The sequence below is a fragment of the [Bacillus] enclensis genome, from assembly GCF_001456935.1.
Taxonomy (GTDB): domain Bacteria; phylum Bacillota; class Bacilli; order Bacillales; family Bacillaceae_B; genus Rossellomorea; species Rossellomorea enclensis.
Genome location: NZ_KQ758484.1, coordinates 36,884 through 52,668, shown reverse-complemented (window position 1 = coordinate 52,668; position 15,785 = coordinate 36,884). Strand labels below are relative to the sequence as shown.

Annotated in this window: 15 protein-coding genes; 7 read left to right on the top strand and 8 right to left on the bottom strand. The window is 49.6% G+C overall.

Annotated features, from left to right (window positions below; translation table 11 throughout):
• Window positions 1-42 precede the first annotated feature (42 nt).
• Both AS034_RS13020 and AS034_RS13015 read left to right on the top strand, forming a co-directional pair.
• A complete protein-coding gene (locus tag AS034_RS13020) occupies window positions 43-1,401 on the top strand; it encodes a GH1 family beta-glucosidase (RefSeq protein WP_082641692.1) in 1,359 nt (452 codons plus the stop codon).
• The gene (locus AS034_RS13015) at window positions 1,398-2,747 is read left to right on the top strand and encodes a glycoside hydrolase family 30 protein (RefSeq protein WP_058298808.1); all 1,350 of its coding nucleotides are present in this window, start codon (window positions 1,398-1,400) and stop codon (window positions 2,745-2,747) included. The genes AS034_RS13020 and AS034_RS13015 overlap by 4 nt, the downstream gene beginning before the upstream one ends.
• Window positions 2,748-3,251: 504 nt before the next feature.
• Here the strand turns inward: AS034_RS13015 and AS034_RS13010 are convergent.
• Window positions 3,252-3,782 (bottom strand): GNAT family N-acetyltransferase, encoded by a 531-nt coding sequence (locus tag AS034_RS13010; RefSeq protein ID WP_058298807.1) that lies wholly within the window; start codon window positions 3,780-3,782, stop codon window positions 3,252-3,254.
• Between the two features lie 234 nt (window positions 3,783-4,016).
• Here AS034_RS13010 and AS034_RS13005 point away from each other — a divergent pair, with 234 nt between their 5' ends.
• On the top strand, window positions 4,017-5,555 hold the full coding sequence (locus tag AS034_RS13005) for a CPBP family intramembrane glutamic endopeptidase (protein WP_058298806.1): 1,539 nt from the start codon (window positions 4,017-4,019) through the stop codon (window positions 5,553-5,555).
• Window positions 5,556-5,634: 79 nt separating this feature from the next.
• Here the strand turns inward: AS034_RS13005 and AS034_RS13000 are convergent, their stop codons facing one another.
• Together AS034_RS13000 and AS034_RS12995 are read right to left on the bottom strand one after the other, a co-directional pair.
• On the bottom strand, window positions 5,635-5,913 hold the full coding sequence (locus tag AS034_RS13000; protein ID WP_058298805.1) for a DUF2442 domain-containing protein: 279 nt from the start codon (window positions 5,911-5,913) through the stop codon (window positions 5,635-5,637).
• 161 nt (window positions 5,914-6,074) lie between these two features.
• On the bottom strand, window positions 6,075-6,911 hold the full coding sequence (locus AS034_RS12995; protein WP_058298804.1) for a LysR family transcriptional regulator: 837 nt from the start codon (window positions 6,909-6,911) through the stop codon (window positions 6,075-6,077).
• Window positions 6,912-7,015: 104 nt separating this feature from the next.
• Here AS034_RS12995 and AS034_RS12990 point away from each other — a divergent pair, with 104 nt between their 5' ends.
• The 3 genes from AS034_RS12990 (at window position 7,016) to AS034_RS12980 (ending at window position 10,426) form a co-directional block, all read left to right on the top strand.
• Complete coding sequence (locus AS034_RS12990; RefSeq protein WP_058298803.1) at window positions 7,016-7,876, top strand: sulfite exporter TauE/SafE family protein; 861 nt, start codon at window positions 7,016-7,018, stop codon at window positions 7,874-7,876.
• 334 nt (window positions 7,877-8,210) lie between these two features.
• Window positions 8,211-8,948 carry an SDR family oxidoreductase gene (locus AS034_RS12985; protein ID WP_058298802.1) on the top strand — a complete coding sequence of 246 codons (738 nt, stop codon included), beginning with the start codon at window positions 8,211-8,213 and terminating at the stop codon, window positions 8,946-8,948.
• Window positions 8,949-8,959: 11 nt separating this feature from the next.
• Window positions 8,960-10,426: an aldehyde dehydrogenase family protein gene (locus AS034_RS12980; protein WP_058298801.1), complete on the top strand. Its 1,467-nt coding sequence runs from the start codon at window positions 8,960-8,962 to the stop codon at window positions 10,424-10,426.
• A gap of 439 nt (window positions 10,427-10,865) precedes the next feature.
• On the opposite strand, the gene AS034_RS22980 is transcribed toward AS034_RS12980, so the two are convergent.
• The 5 genes from AS034_RS22980 to AS034_RS12960 all read right to left on the bottom strand — a co-directional run bounded on the left by AS034_RS22980 (window position 10,866) and on the right by AS034_RS12960 (window position 14,774).
• On the bottom strand, window positions 10,866-11,024 hold the full coding sequence (locus AS034_RS22980; RefSeq protein WP_169792811.1) for a hypothetical protein: 159 nt from the start codon (window positions 11,022-11,024) through the stop codon (window positions 10,866-10,868).
• A gap of 303 nt (window positions 11,025-11,327) precedes the next feature.
• On the bottom strand, window positions 11,328-11,630 hold the full coding sequence (locus AS034_RS12975; RefSeq protein WP_058298800.1) for a hypothetical protein: 303 nt from the start codon (window positions 11,628-11,630) through the stop codon (window positions 11,328-11,330).
• 138 nt (window positions 11,631-11,768) lie between these two features.
• Complete coding sequence (locus AS034_RS12970; protein ID WP_058298799.1) at window positions 11,769-12,689, bottom strand: F510_1955 family glycosylhydrolase; 921 nt, start codon at window positions 12,687-12,689, stop codon at window positions 11,769-11,771.
• A 25-nt stretch (window positions 12,690-12,714) separates the two neighbouring features.
• Window positions 12,715-13,401, bottom strand: coding sequence for a response regulator transcription factor (locus AS034_RS12965; protein ID WP_058298798.1), 687 nt, complete (start codon window positions 13,399-13,401; stop codon window positions 12,715-12,717).
• Window positions 13,398-14,774 (bottom strand): sensor histidine kinase, encoded by a 1,377-nt coding sequence (locus AS034_RS12960; RefSeq protein WP_058298797.1) that lies wholly within the window; start codon window positions 14,772-14,774, stop codon window positions 13,398-13,400. Before AS034_RS12960 ends, AS034_RS12965 begins: the two co-directional genes overlap by 4 nt.
• 131 nt (window positions 14,775-14,905) lie before the next feature.
• Between AS034_RS12960 and AS034_RS12955 the strand changes: the two genes are divergently transcribed.
• On the top strand, window positions 14,906-15,505 hold the full coding sequence (locus AS034_RS12955) for a YdhK family protein (protein WP_058298796.1): 600 nt from the start codon (window positions 14,906-14,908) through the stop codon (window positions 15,503-15,505).
• Window positions 15,506-15,785: the final 280 nt, after the last annotated feature.

Sequence of the window (15,785 nt, the reverse complement as noted above, 5' to 3'; positions counted from 1 at the left end):
TCCCCTTGCTTCCATACACAAACATAAAGGGGAGAAGACATAATGAAATTCGATAAACAGTTTACGTTCGGAACGGCAACATCCTCCTATCAAATCGAAGGGGCGGCAGCGGAAGGCGGCAGGACACCGTCCATCTGGGATATGTTCTGCGACATCCCGGGCAGGGTCCACAAGCAACATAACGGCGACGTTGCCTGCGACCATTATCACCGGTTCGAGGAAGACATCCAGCACATCAAGAGACTCGGTGTCGATACATACCGATTCTCAATTGCATGGCCGCGGATTTTTCCTGAGAAAGGCAAGTTTAATAGAGAAGGCATGGATTTTTATAAAAAATTGGCCTCGCGCCTCACGGAAGAAGGCATCAAGCCTGCAGTCACGCTTTATCACTGGGATCTGCCAATGTGGGCACATGAAGAAGGCGGCTGGGTGAACCGCGAGTCTGTGGACTGGTTCCTTGAATATGCGCGCGCCTGCTTCACGGAGCTTGACGGTATCGTCGATTCCTGGATCACGCATAATGAACCGTGGTGTGCCGGGTTCCTCGGCTACCATCAGGGTGTGCACGCACCGGGGCACACAAATATGGACGAAGCGGTGAAAGCCGTCCACCATATGCTGCTGTCACACGGAAAAGCCGTCGAGCTGCTGAAAAAAGAATTCGGATCGAACACGGAGATCGGCATCACGCTGAATCTGTCGCCTGTCTATGCGAATACCGATTCCGCCAACGATCGATTGGCTGCGAACAATGCGGATGGCTACTCCAACCGCTGGTTCCTTGATCCTGTATTTAAAGGCGAGTATCCGAAGGACATGATGAATCTATTTTCAAAATACGTGCACTCCTATGATTTCATCAAGGAAGGCGACATGGAGGCCATTTCGGTCGAGTGCGACTTCTTCGGCATCAACTACTACAGCCGCGGAATCGTCGAGTTCAGTGCAGCGTCTGACTTTTTACACAGAGGGGCGTATTCCGATTATGAAAAAACCGGCATGGGCTGGGATATCGCGCCGAATGAATTCAAGGACCTCATCCGCCGCCTGAGAGCGGAATACACGCAGCTTCCGATCATCATCACGGAAAACGGCGCGGCATACGATGATGTCGTTGAAAACGGACGTGTACATGATAAAGAGCGCACTGATTATGTCGAGAAGCATCTCCAAGCAGTTTCTGACCTGAACGGAGAAGGAATGAACATCTCAGGCTACTATCTGTGGTCATTGATGGATAACTTCGAATGGAGCTTCGGGTATGACAAGCGCTTCGGGATCCTTTATGTCGATTTCGACACGCAGGAGCGGATCTGGAAAGACAGCGCCTACCGCTACGCGGAAATCATCCGCGATCATAAGAAGAGCCATAATCTTCAAGCGGAGGTCGCGCAATGAGATTCAAGAGTGCAGAAGTGATCCTTACTGCCAAAGAAACAGGGGACCGGCTTTCTAAAAAGGAGCCGGTTTCCTTTTCGACTGGCCTGGATGCGGCAGGTACCCATATCGAACTTGATCCGGGGCTGAAATTTCAGGAGATGATCGGGTTCGGCGGCGCGTTCACGGAAGCGGCTGCTTACAGTTTGTCACTGGTGAGCCCGGAGAAGAGGGCAGAAGTGATCAAGCGTTACTTCGATCCCGTTGAGGGGCTAGGCTACCGTCTCGGACGCACCCATATCAATAGCTGTGACTTTTCGCTGGGGAATTATACGTATGTGGAAGAAGGGGACGCGTCGCTCGAGAGCTTCACGGTCGAACGCGAACGGAAGCTTGTCCTTCCTTTGATTCATGATGCGGTGAAGGCTGCGGGAAGCGAGCTGTCGATCGTGGCGTCCCCCTGGAGCCCTCCGCCGTGGATGAAATCTAACGGTGAAATGAACAACGGCGGCAAGCTGCTGCCGGAGTTTGAAGGGGCCTGGGCGGAGTACTATTCGAAGTATATCGATGCAATGGAAAAAGAAGGCGTCGCAATCTGGGGAATCACGATCCAGAATGAACCCGAAGCGAAGCAGGTCTGGGATTCATGCCTGTACACCGGGGAAGAAGAACGCGAATTTATCAAGAACCATCTCGGGCCGTCGTTGGAGCGGAACGGGCACGGCGATGTAAAGGTGATCATCTGGGATCATAACCGTGACGTCATTTTTGAACGTGCAAGTGCGGTACTGTCGGATCCGGAAGCAGCGAAGTATGTGTGGGGGACCGGCAATCACTGGTACGTGTCGGAGGAATTCGAGAATCTTTCGAAGGTTCACGATGCGTTCCCCGATAAGCATCTGATTTTCACAGAAGGATGCATTGAAGGCGGCGTCCAGGTCGGTGCCTGGCACACCGGCGAGCGGTATGCGAGGAATATCATCGGCGATCTGAACAATCATCTCGAAGCGTGGATCGACTGGAATCTCGTGCTGAACGAAGAAGGCGGACCGAACCACGTCGGCAACTACTGCGACGCGCCGGTCATCGTGGACACTGTGAAGGATGAGGTGCATTATAACAGTTCGTTCTATTATATTGGGCATTTCAGTAAGTTCATTGAGCCTGGTGCCCGCCGGATTTGGAGCGGAGTATCTTCCGACCGGGTTTCAGCCACGGCGTTTGAAAATCCGGACGGCCGGGTTGCAGTCATTGTGATGAATGCAGGTGATGATAAGGAAGACGTTTCGATGGCGGTCAGCGGCTCGGATGAAGCGGTTAGATTGGAACTTCCGGGTCATTCAATCGGGACGTTTGTGTTGAGTTGATTTTTGGTTTGGTTTGGGGCAGTCCTTTTTGCAGGGGGCTGCCTTTTTTGTGTGGCGGGCAGGTGAACCGGGGCCGGGATGCCGGATGTGGCTGGGTCGCGGGGACAGGTACGGCGGCTCTTTTTTAAAAGGAGAATGGGGGCGAAAGGGTGGAGGCAGGGTGGCGCCAGTTTAGAATGATTATCATGAGATCATATATTTCGATTTAGGATCGTATTTTTCGAATTAGGATCATAAATCCTGAAAACGGCACGTATTTTTTGTCGAATGGATCATAAATCTTTATTTTGGATCATATAAAGCGTTCAGCACCCTTGCAGCCGGATTTTAGCGGGAATGACGCCCCCTTTTCGTCTCCGAAACTCCATTATTTGCTCGTGAACTCATTGTCGCCCGAATGTTTTAGCTGAAAATGACAAATTTAGCTTTTTACAGGCTTGAAATGAGTTGTTTTCAAAGAGTAAGCTGCCCGCAAATGGCAGCCCCATCTTATCTTTTAGCAAATTAAAACTCTTTCAAATCAGACAGCAGCATGCCATAAATAATGCTGTCTGTCCATTCTTCTTTGTTCCAATAATTCTTGATGAAATGAGCTTCTTTCCTCATCCCTATACGTTCACACAACTTTTGGGAGGATGTGTTTCTGGCATCAAGCTGGGCCTGGATCCGATGCACATGAAATTCGTCAAATAACTTCTTGACTAAATTACCCACCGCTTCTGTTGCGTAGCCTCTTCCCGAGATTTCACTTGAAAAGCTGTAACCGATCTCCACCGTATCCTTCATATCTGTATACCAAACTGATAAATCGCCAATGACTTTGGTCTCGTGGACCACGGCCAAACTTAGCATCGTCTCTTTTGAGAGTGAACTATTTTTCACCTTTTTGTTGAATTTCTCCTGCCTATCTTCAAAAGTCCACCGATCATGCAGGAGATATCTGCACGTATCGTCATCCTTATAAATATCAAATACATCTTGTAAGTCCGTGCTCCTAAACGGCCTGATGAAGAGTCTATCGGTTCTGAATTCCATGAAACATCCCCCTTAATAGATTACGTTCATCAGTATATACGGTTTTTACGATGAAATTGTTTCAACTTAAAAGTTCCGGCTGTCAACGCAAATTACATATTTTAACAATACAGACACAATCTTATGTCTGTATTTCTAAAAAAAGTAAATCTTCCTATACTTTGAATGCCTAAAAACGTACATTTAAAATAGGTAAAAAGATACACGGAACTTACATATCAAAGGGGGAATCACATGGATACCCAAATGATCATATCCATCATCATTCTCATCACACTGGCGGAAGCAGGAGCCGTCATTCTGTTTGTGAAATACAGGAGGGGGGACATGGAAGCAAATCCGTTCGTGGCGATTTTGAAGAAAGAGTGGGTGGTGTTCTATCATGCTTTGTTCAAGTGGAAGATAAGGGATAGGAAAGAGGACCGGACTTACGCATTTCATAAAGGCTCAAACTATTTCTGGCTGTTTATTGCCCTCATTCACGAACAGGTAATCGAAGCATTCGCTTTTCATTACTACCTGAAAGAAGTGGACCCCCTCCGCGCAAACATCCTCGTTGTACTCCACATCTACACGATTCTCTACATGCTGGGGGATTATAATCTCGTCCGCAACTCTCCCATCCGGATGAAAGGAAACCATATTTTAATGAAAATCGGGGCGAGAAGGTCGCTTTGCTTTCACATTGGCGACGTCGCTGCCATCCAGCCTGCACGGACGCAGTACCGGAATAACGGCGGCATCATCCATGAAAAGAATGTCTTTCATGTAACGGCACTGCCAAGGGTGCTGACCCGGATTTTCGGTATGATTGATGAGCTTAGATACGAAATTGTTTTTAAAGAACCGATTTATGCCCGCGGTTACTTTGGACAGAAGAAAGAGGTGCGAAAGGCTTTGATTTATATGGAACAACCTGAGGCGCTCATAAAGGATTTCCAAGAAAGAGCCGCGGGTTATGATGAAAATGAAGAAGCTGAAGAAGAGAGGCTGACAGCTGCGGCTACGGAAGGGAAAAGACCGGCGCTGATTAACTGGAAGGTGTATTTCACACTTCTTTTCCTTAATTTGTTGGGCGCGCTTGCCATCGCCCCTTACGCGATGGCCCGGGAAAATCTTCATGAAGTCATGGGGCTGGGCAAGCTGTCCTTCACCCTGTTCTATGTGGTCCAGGTTCTTTTGGAAGCGGGAATCCTCTTATTCATTGCCTTGTGGCTTGCTAAAAAAGTGAAGCTGGGAGCTCCTGTCATTGATGCATTTTTCAATAAAAGCAAGCCGCTTCATTCTTTTAAAAAGAAGGGTATCCAGTCTGCTCTTTACGGTATCTTGGTCGGGGTGGCCATCAGCATCTTCAGCCTGATCGTTTCAAAACCGCTCGGCGTGGACAATTCCTCTTTGAATGAGCCGTCCTGGTGGCTGGGTATGCTCGGATCTTTCGGAGCGGCGGTGAATGAGGAGTCGATTTTCAGGTTGTTTCTCATCACCCTGATTCTTTGGCTGTTCCTGAAATTCACGAAAGGGACTGTCACGAAACCGAAGATATGGACAGCAATTGTCCTTTCATCCCTAGTGTTCGGGATCATGCATTTCAGCGTGGCGGCATCCAGCCTTGATATGACGCTGGGAGTTGTACTCAGCATGCTTGTCATAAACGGGATCGGCGGGCTGGTATTTGGAGCGCTGTTTGTGTTTATGGGGCTCGAGTTCGCGATGATTGCTCATTTTACTGCAGATCTTGTGATTCATGTGGCGGGGCCGCGGGTGATGGAGTGAAGCTGAACAATGGTTAGGGTTCTTGTCATGCCGGGGTTATTTTATAAAAAAAGTCAGGGAATGATTTCCCTGACACCTTTTACCCTTTATTCAATTCAATCCATTTCTTAATATCTTTTAATTCAATTCCTTCTTCATATAGCTGATCCGGGTCTAATCCCAGTTCTCCCGGCCATGTGACGGTTTTTAATTTCTCATCGACAGATACTTGTTTGAAGAATGCAGGATCTCTGAGCTGTTCAAGAACTCCATCCATATGCGGCTTAATATCAACGAACTTTTTTGATCCGTTTGAAAAATTTACAAGCAGCCATCCGTCCATCTCTGGAAGGACGGTGGCTTTTTTTATTTGAATCATGGAAACGCCTCCTATTAGATCGATAAATTTCAAACACAGTCTGTATCATTATACGCGGATTGAAACACGGGTCAAGGAACGTGTACCGCCGGCCCGCGCCGGAGACCCATCTGAAAGAGGGTGCGGTCGTGGAGCCGTTCACCCGCCCTGCCAAGAAGAAGTCAATCCTCCTTCAACACCCCGATCAGTTCCCGGATGACGCTGCCGGCCGGGGAGTCTGCAGGGCAGACTGCGAAGAATGGCCGGTGGATGACGTAGGGGTCGAGGGGGATGAGCTTTCCGGCTGCTACTTCGTCTTTGACCATGGAGCTTGAAAGGAAGGCGATGCCGAGACCCCTCAGTGCGAGCTGTTTGATGAGGTGGTGGCTGCCGGCTTCGATGATTTCGGCCGGTGTGATTTGTTCGGATTTGATGAACTGGTCGGCGTAGTCGCGAGTCCCCGATCCTTTTTCCCGGAGGATGAGGGGGGAGGTGTGCAGGTTCATGCCCCTGTTCGCGAAGAAACGCAGTTCGTCGCGGCTGATGACTTCGGTCTGGAACGGCTCGATCCCTTTTGTTCCTTCCACGATAGCAAGGTCGAGTTCCTGATTTTCAAGGAGTTCGACGGTGCGGTCATGGTTGTGGATCTCTATTTTCAGCCGGACATGCGGATGGAGCATTTTGATCTTTTTTATAAAATCAGGGAGCAGGGCCGCGCTCACGGTGTGGGTCGATCCGATCTTCAGCATCACCTCTTCGCGTTCTTCGCCTGCATGCTCCATTGATTTCCAGAGCTCGATCATCTTCTGGCCGTCGGCGAATACCTTCTCCCCGGCAGGTGTCAGGGTGAAGGGTACGCGGGTGGAGCTTCGGTCGATGAGTTTCACACCGAGTGACTCTTCCAGCTTCTTCACATGAATGCTGACGGTCGGCTGTGACATATTCAGGAACTCGCTCGTTTTCGTGAAATGCTGAAAATGGGCGAGCGTGACAAACGTGCGGATCCAGGTCAGTTCCATAAAAAAACACCTCCATTACGAAACGTAATCATACCCATTGTTATTATTTATTATTATTATAGCCAATCCCGCGATATAATAATAGTGAAGGAGTGACGAACGTTATGGAATGGATATTATTTATACTCGGGGGCGCCTCGATCGGGGTGATTTCCGGTTTCTTCGGGATCGGGGGAGGCATTGTGCTGACTCCGGCATTATTGATTCTCGGCTATGAACCGAGCCAGGCGATCATGCTGTCGCTGATGCTGACACTGGGCTCGACGATCACGGGAAGTTTGTCTCATTTCAGGCTGAACAATGTGAATGTTAAACTGGCCATGATTCTCGGCGGTTTCGGTGTGATCGGTTCTGTTGTGACCGCACCATTTGTGAAATGGCTGGATTCCCTGAACGGGGCCGCGACCGTCATTTCGGTTGCCTATATCGCCATATTAAGCTGGTTTTCGTACCAGTTTTTCAGTAAGCGTGAGAACGAATCGAAGGCTAAAGGAAAAGGCGCAGTACCTGTGATCGGATTTTTTACAGGCGTGATTTCTTCCTTGATGGGGGTCAGCGGCGGTTTCGTCATGACGCCTTTACTGACGAAATGGATCAAGCTCGATTTGAACAAGGCGATCGGCACGAGCATCTCGGCCGCGTCGATCATCGTGATATCAGGCATCGGATCGTATATGTTCACAGGCGAGACGCTGGATTTCAGGCACGGCATCGTCCTGATCATCGGGGCACTGCTCGGCACACCGCTCGGATCCGTGCAATTGAAGCGGTTCAAAGTGGCCAAAGTCAAGCAAATGCTGTCCTATATGTACATGATCGTCGCGGTGAGCGTACTCTTCAAAATGCTCTCGCTCTCAGCCGTCTCATTCGGCCTCATCCTCCTGTCCGTGATTGTCTTCTTCGGAATCCTCATTCATTCCGTGCAGCAGGCAAAGCGTGAAGAGAAGATGGAGCAGATGATGTAGCTGGCCGGGGTGCCGGTTCCCGGCCCGTTTTCGGGTAATACTTTGGCGTCCGGTTCCAGGTGAATGAGTGTTAACTAATCCAAAAATACAACAAAAGAGGCAGGATCCGGCACACCGGGTACTGCCTCTTTTATTATTCCCCTAAAATGAGTCACCGTACCTGTCCCTCCGGCTCTCCCCGCCCTTTCAAAATGGGCCGCCGTAGCTGTCCCCCCGGCTCACTCCAGACCCAAACTCTCTGACTTTTGTTTAACTTCTCCTTTTTGCGTGAAAACAAGAGATGTGGATAAAACTATATCAGTAAAAAATTTTACTTAAACGGGAGGAATCATTAATGAGTTCAAATAAAACAGCAATTATTACCGGAGCGAGCAGCGGGATCGGACAGGCGACAGCGAAGGAGCTGGCGTCGAAGGGGATTACGGTGATGCTTGCGGCTAGACGCGAGGAGCGCCTGAAGGAACTGCAGCAGGAAATCCAAGACAGCGGCGGCAAGGCTTTTTATCAGGTGACGGATGTGACGAACGTCGAAGAGATGGAGCAGCTTGCGAAGAAGACGAAAGAGGAGTGCGGAAGCATCGATATCCTTGTCAATAACGCGGGTCTCATGCCGCTTTCGTATATGAATAAGCTGAAGATCAAGGAATGGGATCAGATGGTGGACGTGAATATCAAGGGTGTCCTATACGGGATCGCGGCCGTGCTTCCATATATGGAAGAGCAGAAATCGGGGCACATCGTCAATATTTCTTCCGTCGCTGGCCACAAGGTCATGCCGGGCAGCTCCGTGTACAGCGGGACGAAATATGCGGTCCGTGCAATCACCGAGGGACTGCGTCAGGAAATGAATACGTCCCATAACATCCGCACGACAATCATCTGTCCTGGTGCGGTGGCGACGGAACTGACAGAAACAATCACAGACGAAGATGTCATCGAAGGGTTCAAACAGCAGGAAATGAAGCCGCTCGACAGTGAAAACATCGCGAAATCCATCTCATATGCAGTCGAACAGCCAGAACATGTCGACGTGAACGAAATCATTGTGCGTCCGACACAGCAAGGAATGTAGGAGGGATCATCATGAAGACCGATTTTACAAAACTATTCATCAATGGTGAATGGACAGACGGAAACAGCGACAGTACCATCAACAACCGCAATCCATACGACGGGGCAGATCTAGGAACGATCAAAGCCGCCAGCAAGAAGGACCTGGATCACGCCTACCAATCTGCCCAGAAAGCACAGGAGGAATGGGCAAATGAGCTTCCTCAGGTGAAGCGCGAGGTAATGGAAAAAGCAGTCCGCATCGTCGAGGAAAATCAGGAGATGATCATCGACTGGCTCATCAAGGAATCCGGCAGCACTTACATGAAAGCAGCCGGCGAGGTGAAGGTGTCGATCCTCAGCATGAAGGAAGCAGCCACCTATCCATATCGTATGGAAGGTAAGATTCTGCCTTCTCAGGTACCGGGAAAAGAAAACCGGGTCTACCGCGAGCCGCTCGGCGTCGTCGGCATCATCAGCCCATGGAATTTCCCGTTCCATCTCGCAGTGCGCTCGATTGCGACGGCACTCGCCACCGGGAACGGCGTCGTGGTCAAGCCGGCCACCCATACACCGGTAACGGGCGGACTGTTGTTCGCGAGCATTTTTGAAGAAGCTGGCCTTCCGAAAGGGTTATTGAACGTCGTCGTCGGACGCGGCTCTGAAATCGGCGATGACATCGTCACCCACCCAATCCCGCGCCTGATTTCGTTCACCGGATCCACCGAGGTCGGCCGCAGGATCGGCGAACTGGCTGGTAAGAATCTAAAGAAAACGGCCCTCGAACTCGGCGGCAACAACGTTTTTATCGTACTTGACGATGCCGATATCGACCAGGCCGTGGAGTCGGCCCTGTTCGGCAAATTCTATCATCAGGGTCAGATTTGCATGTCAATCAACCGCATCATGGTCCATAAGGATATCCATGACAAATTCGTCGATGCGTTCGTATCGCGGGTGAAGGAACTCAACACCGGAAACCCTGCTGAAAAAGCAACCCACATCGGGCCGCTGATCGATGAAGATCAGGCCGAGCGCATCCTGAAGGACATCGATGCCAGTAAGGAACAGGGTGCAGAAGTCATCCTAGGCGGAGACGCTAAAGACAATCTGCTGTCCCCGACCGTGATGACTGGCGTGACCAACGACATGCCGATTGCGAAAAACGAAATCTTCGGTCCGGTCGCCGCCATCATAGCATTCGACGATGATGAAGAAGCGGTGCGCCTGGCCAATGAACATCCATATGGACTGAGCGGAGCGGTTCATTCCTCATCGATTGAAAGAGGGACGAACTTTGCACACCGCGTCCAGACCGGCATGATCCACGTCAACGACGAATCCGTCAATGACGAGCCGCATATGCCGTTCGGAGGGGAAAAAGACTCCGGACTCGGCCGCTTCAACGGCGAATGGGCACTTGAGGAATTCACAACCGTCAAATGGATCGGCGTACAGCATAAACGCAGAGACTATGGTCCATTCATTGAGAAGAGATAAATAGAAGAGGGCTGATCTCGCGGCATTGGTTTTGCCGGGGACCAGCCCTTTTTATGTTTGATTTTAATTAAAATAGACAAATTGATCTTTTACAGGTGAAGAGTGTGGTGGATACGCTGCCGGTGGAATAGAGAAATTGAGGCTTGCGGTGGTTTTCGAGCCACTTTTCAGATTTACGGGACACTTTTTTGAAAATACGAGCCACATTTAAAATTTACGAGCCACTTTCGAAAAATACAGGCCAGATTTCAAAAATACGAGCCACTTTTTCATTTTATGAGCCACTTAGAATGATTCTAATTGGGTCATGCTGCGAGCGAGAGGAGCGGCGGCAGTAATAAGAATGCATCCGTCTTCTGGTGCACCACAGCGTAGGGAAAATGCATCCACCCATCCTCCGATTGCCACTCTCTCCAGCCCGACCGAAGCAAAAACTCCCCTAATCCCGCATTGCCCCGGCTTCACGCGATGTCATCGCACCCTGGCCGGCATTCACATCTTTCTGAATCTGCTTTTTGACTTCCTGCGCATTCGTTCCTGCGAAGTCAGGTTTCATAGCTGAATCAAGTTTCTGATTAGGCTTTTGATTTTGTGTCATGTTATCCACCCTCCTTTTAGGGTTTTATTATGAGCGGAAAGAGAGGGGGATATTCGTTTTCAGTGAAAAGGGTTGGGGGTGGAAAAGAAGAGAGGGGTGAGGGGCGTGTAGGTCTGCATCGGCAGTTCACTGATTTCATGGATTTGATAATATATTTCTATTTTTGATAATAAAAAGCCGTTTTTGATAATATAATTGGATTTTTGATAATAAAGTGTCCGGTTTTGATAATAAACGGGATTGAGGAGTTGAATATGGGGGTCCGGCCCCGGCTAAGGCACCACCGGGACCCGGTTTTAAACGTCATTCGCTCTTTTTAGTCAGATAAATGTGCAGGGAAGAGAGCAAAATGATGATTCCGTTCAAGATATAGAGGGCTGTGAAAATCACAGCCAATATACCGGCCCCCCAGCCGCCTTCGTCAAATATAAGGACGAAAAACAAGGTTCCAAAAAAGATGAGCGGGGTCAGCACCAGAAAGATGACACCTGCCCACAATCTTCTATTGATACTGCCGGCCGATATTTTGAATGCGTAGTAGTTAAACAGTACGAACACGAAAATCTCCAGTACAATGGTTAAAAACAAACCCAGGCCATCTGACATTCACGTTTCTCCTTTGTATGGAAATGAATTACAATTTCATTCTATCATATAAAAGAGTATGTGAATGGATCGTGATGTTGATAACCATTTTTCCATAGTGAATGACGCCATACCCCGCACAAAAGGAAATCTTGCGCTTTATCGCGGATCCCCCGCATCCATAATTTCTTTCCACTCACTGCCGCCGCCCTTGGACTGATAAATGTCATTTTTATAGGTCACAAACGTCAACTCGGCTGAGTCATCAGGATTGACGGCGATGTACATAATCGGGTTGTCCGCTTTCAAAGAAGGGAGCCGGTACTCGGTTTCTTCCAATGTGTCCAGGTCAAATTCCACAAGCTTGATGCTTTCGCCGTCGATGACGGAATAGATACCCTTTTGGTCGGTAAAGGCGATACTGGTGGAGGGTTTTCCCTCGGTGACGGGAGTGAAGGTGTCTCCTCCGTCTTTGGAAAGGTAGACGCCTGCCTGGCTGCTGACGCCGACAAGGTTCTGATCGGTCGGGTGGGCGGCCATGCTGACAAGGATGTCAGGTTCAACGCCTTTCATGTCCAGCTTGTCCCAGGTTTCGCCTTCGTCACTTGACGAGTAGAAGCCGGCTTGGAGTTCTGAGTTCTGCGCTTCATTCAGGACGTACAGCTTGCCGGATTCATAGCCTGCAGTGAGGTAGTGAAAGTCCGTTTCGCCGTAGAAGGCGAGCTTATCCAGGGTTTTACCGGAGTCTTTGCTCTTCACAAGTCCCAGGGGGTTCTTAAGGTCGGAACCGTGTTCAGGGTGTCCGCTGGAGTAGAAACCTTCCTTGTACGGAGCGAAGCCCATATAATCGTGTTTGTTGCTGTTGGATTCTGTCCATTCATTGTCTTCGTATTTGAAAAGGCCATTATGTGTGGCGATGAAGAAGGCTTCTCCGCTACCGGGATAGCCTGCTCCGTGCAGGTGTTCGACGTTTTCTGTTTCCGGACTGACAAATTCGTAGTCATCTTCCCCGGAAGATGAACAGCCTGTTACGATGAATCCTGCTGCGAGTATGATGCCTGCTGTTTTTTTGAAAATCATATGGGTTCTCCTTTACATTCGTTTATTATACTTTCCACTGATACCCGATCCCCCACACAGTCGACAGATGATCCTCGATCGGGAATGCAGCAGACCGCAGTTTATCGCGCAGGTTGCGGATGTGCGAGTCGACCGTGCGGATTTCGGTTTCAAAGCTGCTGTCCCACACCATCACGAGGAGCTGCTGGCGGGTGAAGACCCGTTCCGGTTTTTTCATGAGGGCTTCAAGCAGTTTGAATTCCTTCATGGTCAGGGAGATCTGTTTTTCCCCGTGATGCAAGGTGTAGGATTCGTAGTCCAGGGAAAAGCTACCTCTGGTGAGGAGGTGTGCATCCTCCGTTTGGAATTCATTTCTGTGCCTTCTCAGGACGGCTTTGATTTTGGCGAGCAGCACGTCTTCGTCGAAGGGCTTGGTGAGATAGTCATCCGCGCCGAGTTCGAGGCCTTTGATGAGGTCGGCTTTCGTGTCCCTGGCGGTGAGCATGATGATCGGAAGTGTCTGGAAACTCCTGATTTTTTCGCAGGTTTCCCAACCGGACATCTCCGGCATCATGATGTCGAGGAGCACGAGGTCGAATTCCTGCTTCTTAATGCGCTGGATCGCTTCGTGGCCGTTGTTCACCTTGACGCAGGAGTATCCGTGCGGTTTCAGAAAAAGTTCGATCAGGTTCAGCATCCTCGCTTCGTCGTCTACGATCAGTATGTTGGTCATGGGGTGTCCTCCTTCATCGGCATGGTAATGTGTACGGTAGTTCCTTTTCCTGGTGTGCTCTCGACAGAGATGTCCCCCTTGTGAGCTTCCACCAATTCTTTGACGATGGATAATCCGAGGCCCGATCCCCCGAGCTCCCTGGACCGTGATTTTTCCACCCGGTACAACCTGTTGAAGATGTTCGGGATCTCGGCCTGGTCGATGCCGATGCCTTCATCTTTCAGGGTGAAGATGACGCGGTCTCCATTGCGGGTGACGGTTAATGTGACGGTTGTATCCTCTTCAGAATATTTCCTTGCATTATCCAGGAGGTTCAGGAAAATCTGCTCAAGGCGGATCGGGTCGGCCGTGATGGTCAGGTTTTCTCTGCATTCAAATTCCAGCCGCATGTTTTTGGCCAGGAATGCGGGGTTCACTTTCGAATGGAGCCCCTTCAGGAAAGGGCACAGCTCAACTTCTTCTTTTAAAATGGTAAAAGCATTCTCATCGAGTTTTGCCAGCTCAAACAGATTCTCGACAAGCTTGACGATGGTTCCGGTTTCCTCGCCGATGATCTTCAGATATTCTCCTCTTTCCCGGTCACTGATTCCTTCCCTCAGGGCGACAGTTGTATAGCCCTGAACATACGTGAGCGGCGTCCTCAGTTCATGGGAAATGCTCGCTAAAAATTCGGCCCGTTCCGATTTCAATGTCTGCAGGTCCTGTGACAGCTTCCCGATGGCATTCGATAGCTGCCCAAGTTCGTCATTGCCTGCAGGCGGGAGACCGACATTGTAATTTCCCCTGCTGATCGTTTCGGTGGCGGTCTTCATTTTGACAAGCGGCCGGGTCAGTATTTTAGAAAGGATAAAGTGGAGGACGAGCATCAGGATGAGACTGAGGCCGCCCGCAATCAGAAAGTGGGAATTCAGCTTCTTGACCAGTGCCCTTAAAGGCCCGGTTTCTTTGAACATAAAGATGTACCCTGTCTGGCTGTCCGTATCGAAGGAAGAGACAGAGGCGATATAATCGCTGTTCCGGTAATCGTCCTCGAGCAGCCTGCTGCCCGGGTAAGAAGCTCCCGCAGCTCTTTCTTTAATCCTTTGCATCTGAGGGGTGACCCTGTCCGATGCAATGATTGGATTCATCTCTTGATCCGTGACCACCACAACCGTATCCGTCTTCGATTCCATGAGCGCGATATGCTGCAGCGTTTGCGGGGAGTAGTTGTCCTGCAGCACATCGCGGTGGCTTTCGCCTCTGGACTGAATAGCCGCCATCTCTTCCTCGATCCGGCTGTTCACGATATTTTCGTGCAGGAAAAATAAAATGAAGACGACAAGTGCAAACACGGCAGCCGTGAAATATAATGTCAGTTTCGTAGAAATTTTCATCTTCAGCCCTCGATTCTGTCCTATCTTCTATCATAAACAACCTTTTTGAAAAAAGTTTGCAGGCCGCTTACATATATTTTGCAAAATTACAGGGTAGAATTTTAAGTGATATCACAAAAGGAGGCAGCATCATGAATAAGAAGCGTTTTATGCTTTTGGCAGCAGCATTGCTCATTCTCATATTGGGTGCCTGTTCTAATAATAACGAAGATGAGATGGGAAACAAAGAATCAGGCAATGAAGAAATGAAGATGGAAGAAAATGAGGAAATGGAAGAGATGGACCACGGGGATATGGATCACTCCGGTTCGGGGGAAGTGCCGGAAGGTCTTGAAGCAGCGGCAGATCCAGTGCATCCGGTGGGGAGCAAAGCGATGATCAATACGGAACATATGCATGGGATGAAGGATGCCGAAGCGACGATTTCAGGAGCATTTGACACCGTGGTGTACACCGTTACATATACACCGACCACAGGTGGAAAGGAAGTCAAAAATCATAAATGGGTCATTCACGAAGAACTAAAGGATCCAGGAAAAGAGCCTTATAAAAAGGGAGATAAAGTCATACTGGAAGCCGATCATATGAAAGGCATGAAAGGTGCTGAAGCGGTGATCGAGTCTGCTGAGGAAACGACCGTCTATATGGTGGATTACATGCCGAAAGACGGCGGAGAAGAAGTGAAGAATCATAAATGGGTGACGGAGGAGGAATTGTCGACGGTGGAATAATGATTTGGTGATGGGGCCGTTCCCGGTTTTGTTGTGCCGGGCCGGCTTTTTTTGTATGGTTGGGGACGGTGGAGGTTGGTTGGGCGGATGAGGGCTGCGGATGGGTCCAGTCTCCCTTGTGCGGATGGTGTCTGTCCCCGGTTGGAGGCTGAGGCCCGTCCCCCGGCACGTTAAAGCATTAGCGCAATGAGGGACGGGCCTTGATCTAGGCTGCATCCCGGCTTGGGGAAGGGCTGGAATGTGGTTTTGATAATATATTTCTTTTTTTGATAATAAAAGG

What these genes read in the sequence shown, in the direction of transcription:
- AS034_RS13020 (WP_082641692.1), top strand. Translation starts at nt 43, where the DNA reads ATGAAATTCGATAAACAGTTTACGTTCGGAACGGCAACATCCTCCTAT.
- AS034_RS13015 (WP_058298808.1), top strand. Translation starts at nt 1,398, where the DNA reads ATGAGATTCAAGAGTGCAGAAGTGATCCTTACTGCCAAAGAAACAGGG.
- AS034_RS13010 (WP_058298807.1), bottom strand. Translation starts at nt 3,782, where the DNA reads ATGGAATTCAGAACCGATAGACTCTTCATCAGGCCGTTTAGGAGCACG.
- AS034_RS13005 (WP_058298806.1), top strand. Translation starts at nt 4,017, where the DNA reads ATGGATACCCAAATGATCATATCCATCATCATTCTCATCACACTGGCG.
- AS034_RS13000 (WP_058298805.1), bottom strand. Translation starts at nt 5,913, where the DNA reads ATGATTCAAATAAAAAAAGCCACCGTCCTTCCAGAGATGGACGGATGG.
- AS034_RS12995 (WP_058298804.1), bottom strand. Translation starts at nt 6,911, where the DNA reads ATGGAACTGACCTGGATCCGCACGTTTGTCACGCTCGCCCATTTTCAG.
- AS034_RS12990 (WP_058298803.1), top strand. Translation starts at nt 7,016, where the DNA reads ATGGAATGGATATTATTTATACTCGGGGGCGCCTCGATCGGGGTGATT.
- AS034_RS12985 (WP_058298802.1), top strand. Translation starts at nt 8,211, where the DNA reads ATGAGTTCAAATAAAACAGCAATTATTACCGGAGCGAGCAGCGGGATC.
- AS034_RS12980 (WP_058298801.1), top strand. Translation starts at nt 8,960, where the DNA reads ATGAAGACCGATTTTACAAAACTATTCATCAATGGTGAATGGACAGAC.
- AS034_RS22980 (WP_169792811.1), bottom strand. Translation starts at nt 11,024, where the DNA reads ATGACACAAAATCAAAAGCCTAATCAGAAACTTGATTCAGCTATGAAA.
- AS034_RS12975 (WP_058298800.1), bottom strand. Translation starts at nt 11,630, where the DNA reads ATGTCAGATGGCCTGGGTTTGTTTTTAACCATTGTACTGGAGATTTTC.
- AS034_RS12970 (WP_058298799.1), bottom strand. Translation starts at nt 12,689, where the DNA reads ATGATTTTCAAAAAAACAGCAGGCATCATACTCGCAGCAGGATTCATC.
- AS034_RS12965 (WP_058298798.1), bottom strand. Translation starts at nt 13,401, where the DNA reads ATGACCAACATACTGATCGTAGACGACGAAGCGAGGATGCTGAACCTG.
- AS034_RS12960 (WP_058298797.1), bottom strand. Translation starts at nt 14,774, where the DNA reads ATGAAAATTTCTACGAAACTGACATTATATTTCACGGCTGCCGTGTTT.
- AS034_RS12955 (WP_058298796.1), top strand. Translation starts at nt 14,906, where the DNA reads ATGAATAAGAAGCGTTTTATGCTTTTGGCAGCAGCATTGCTCATTCTC.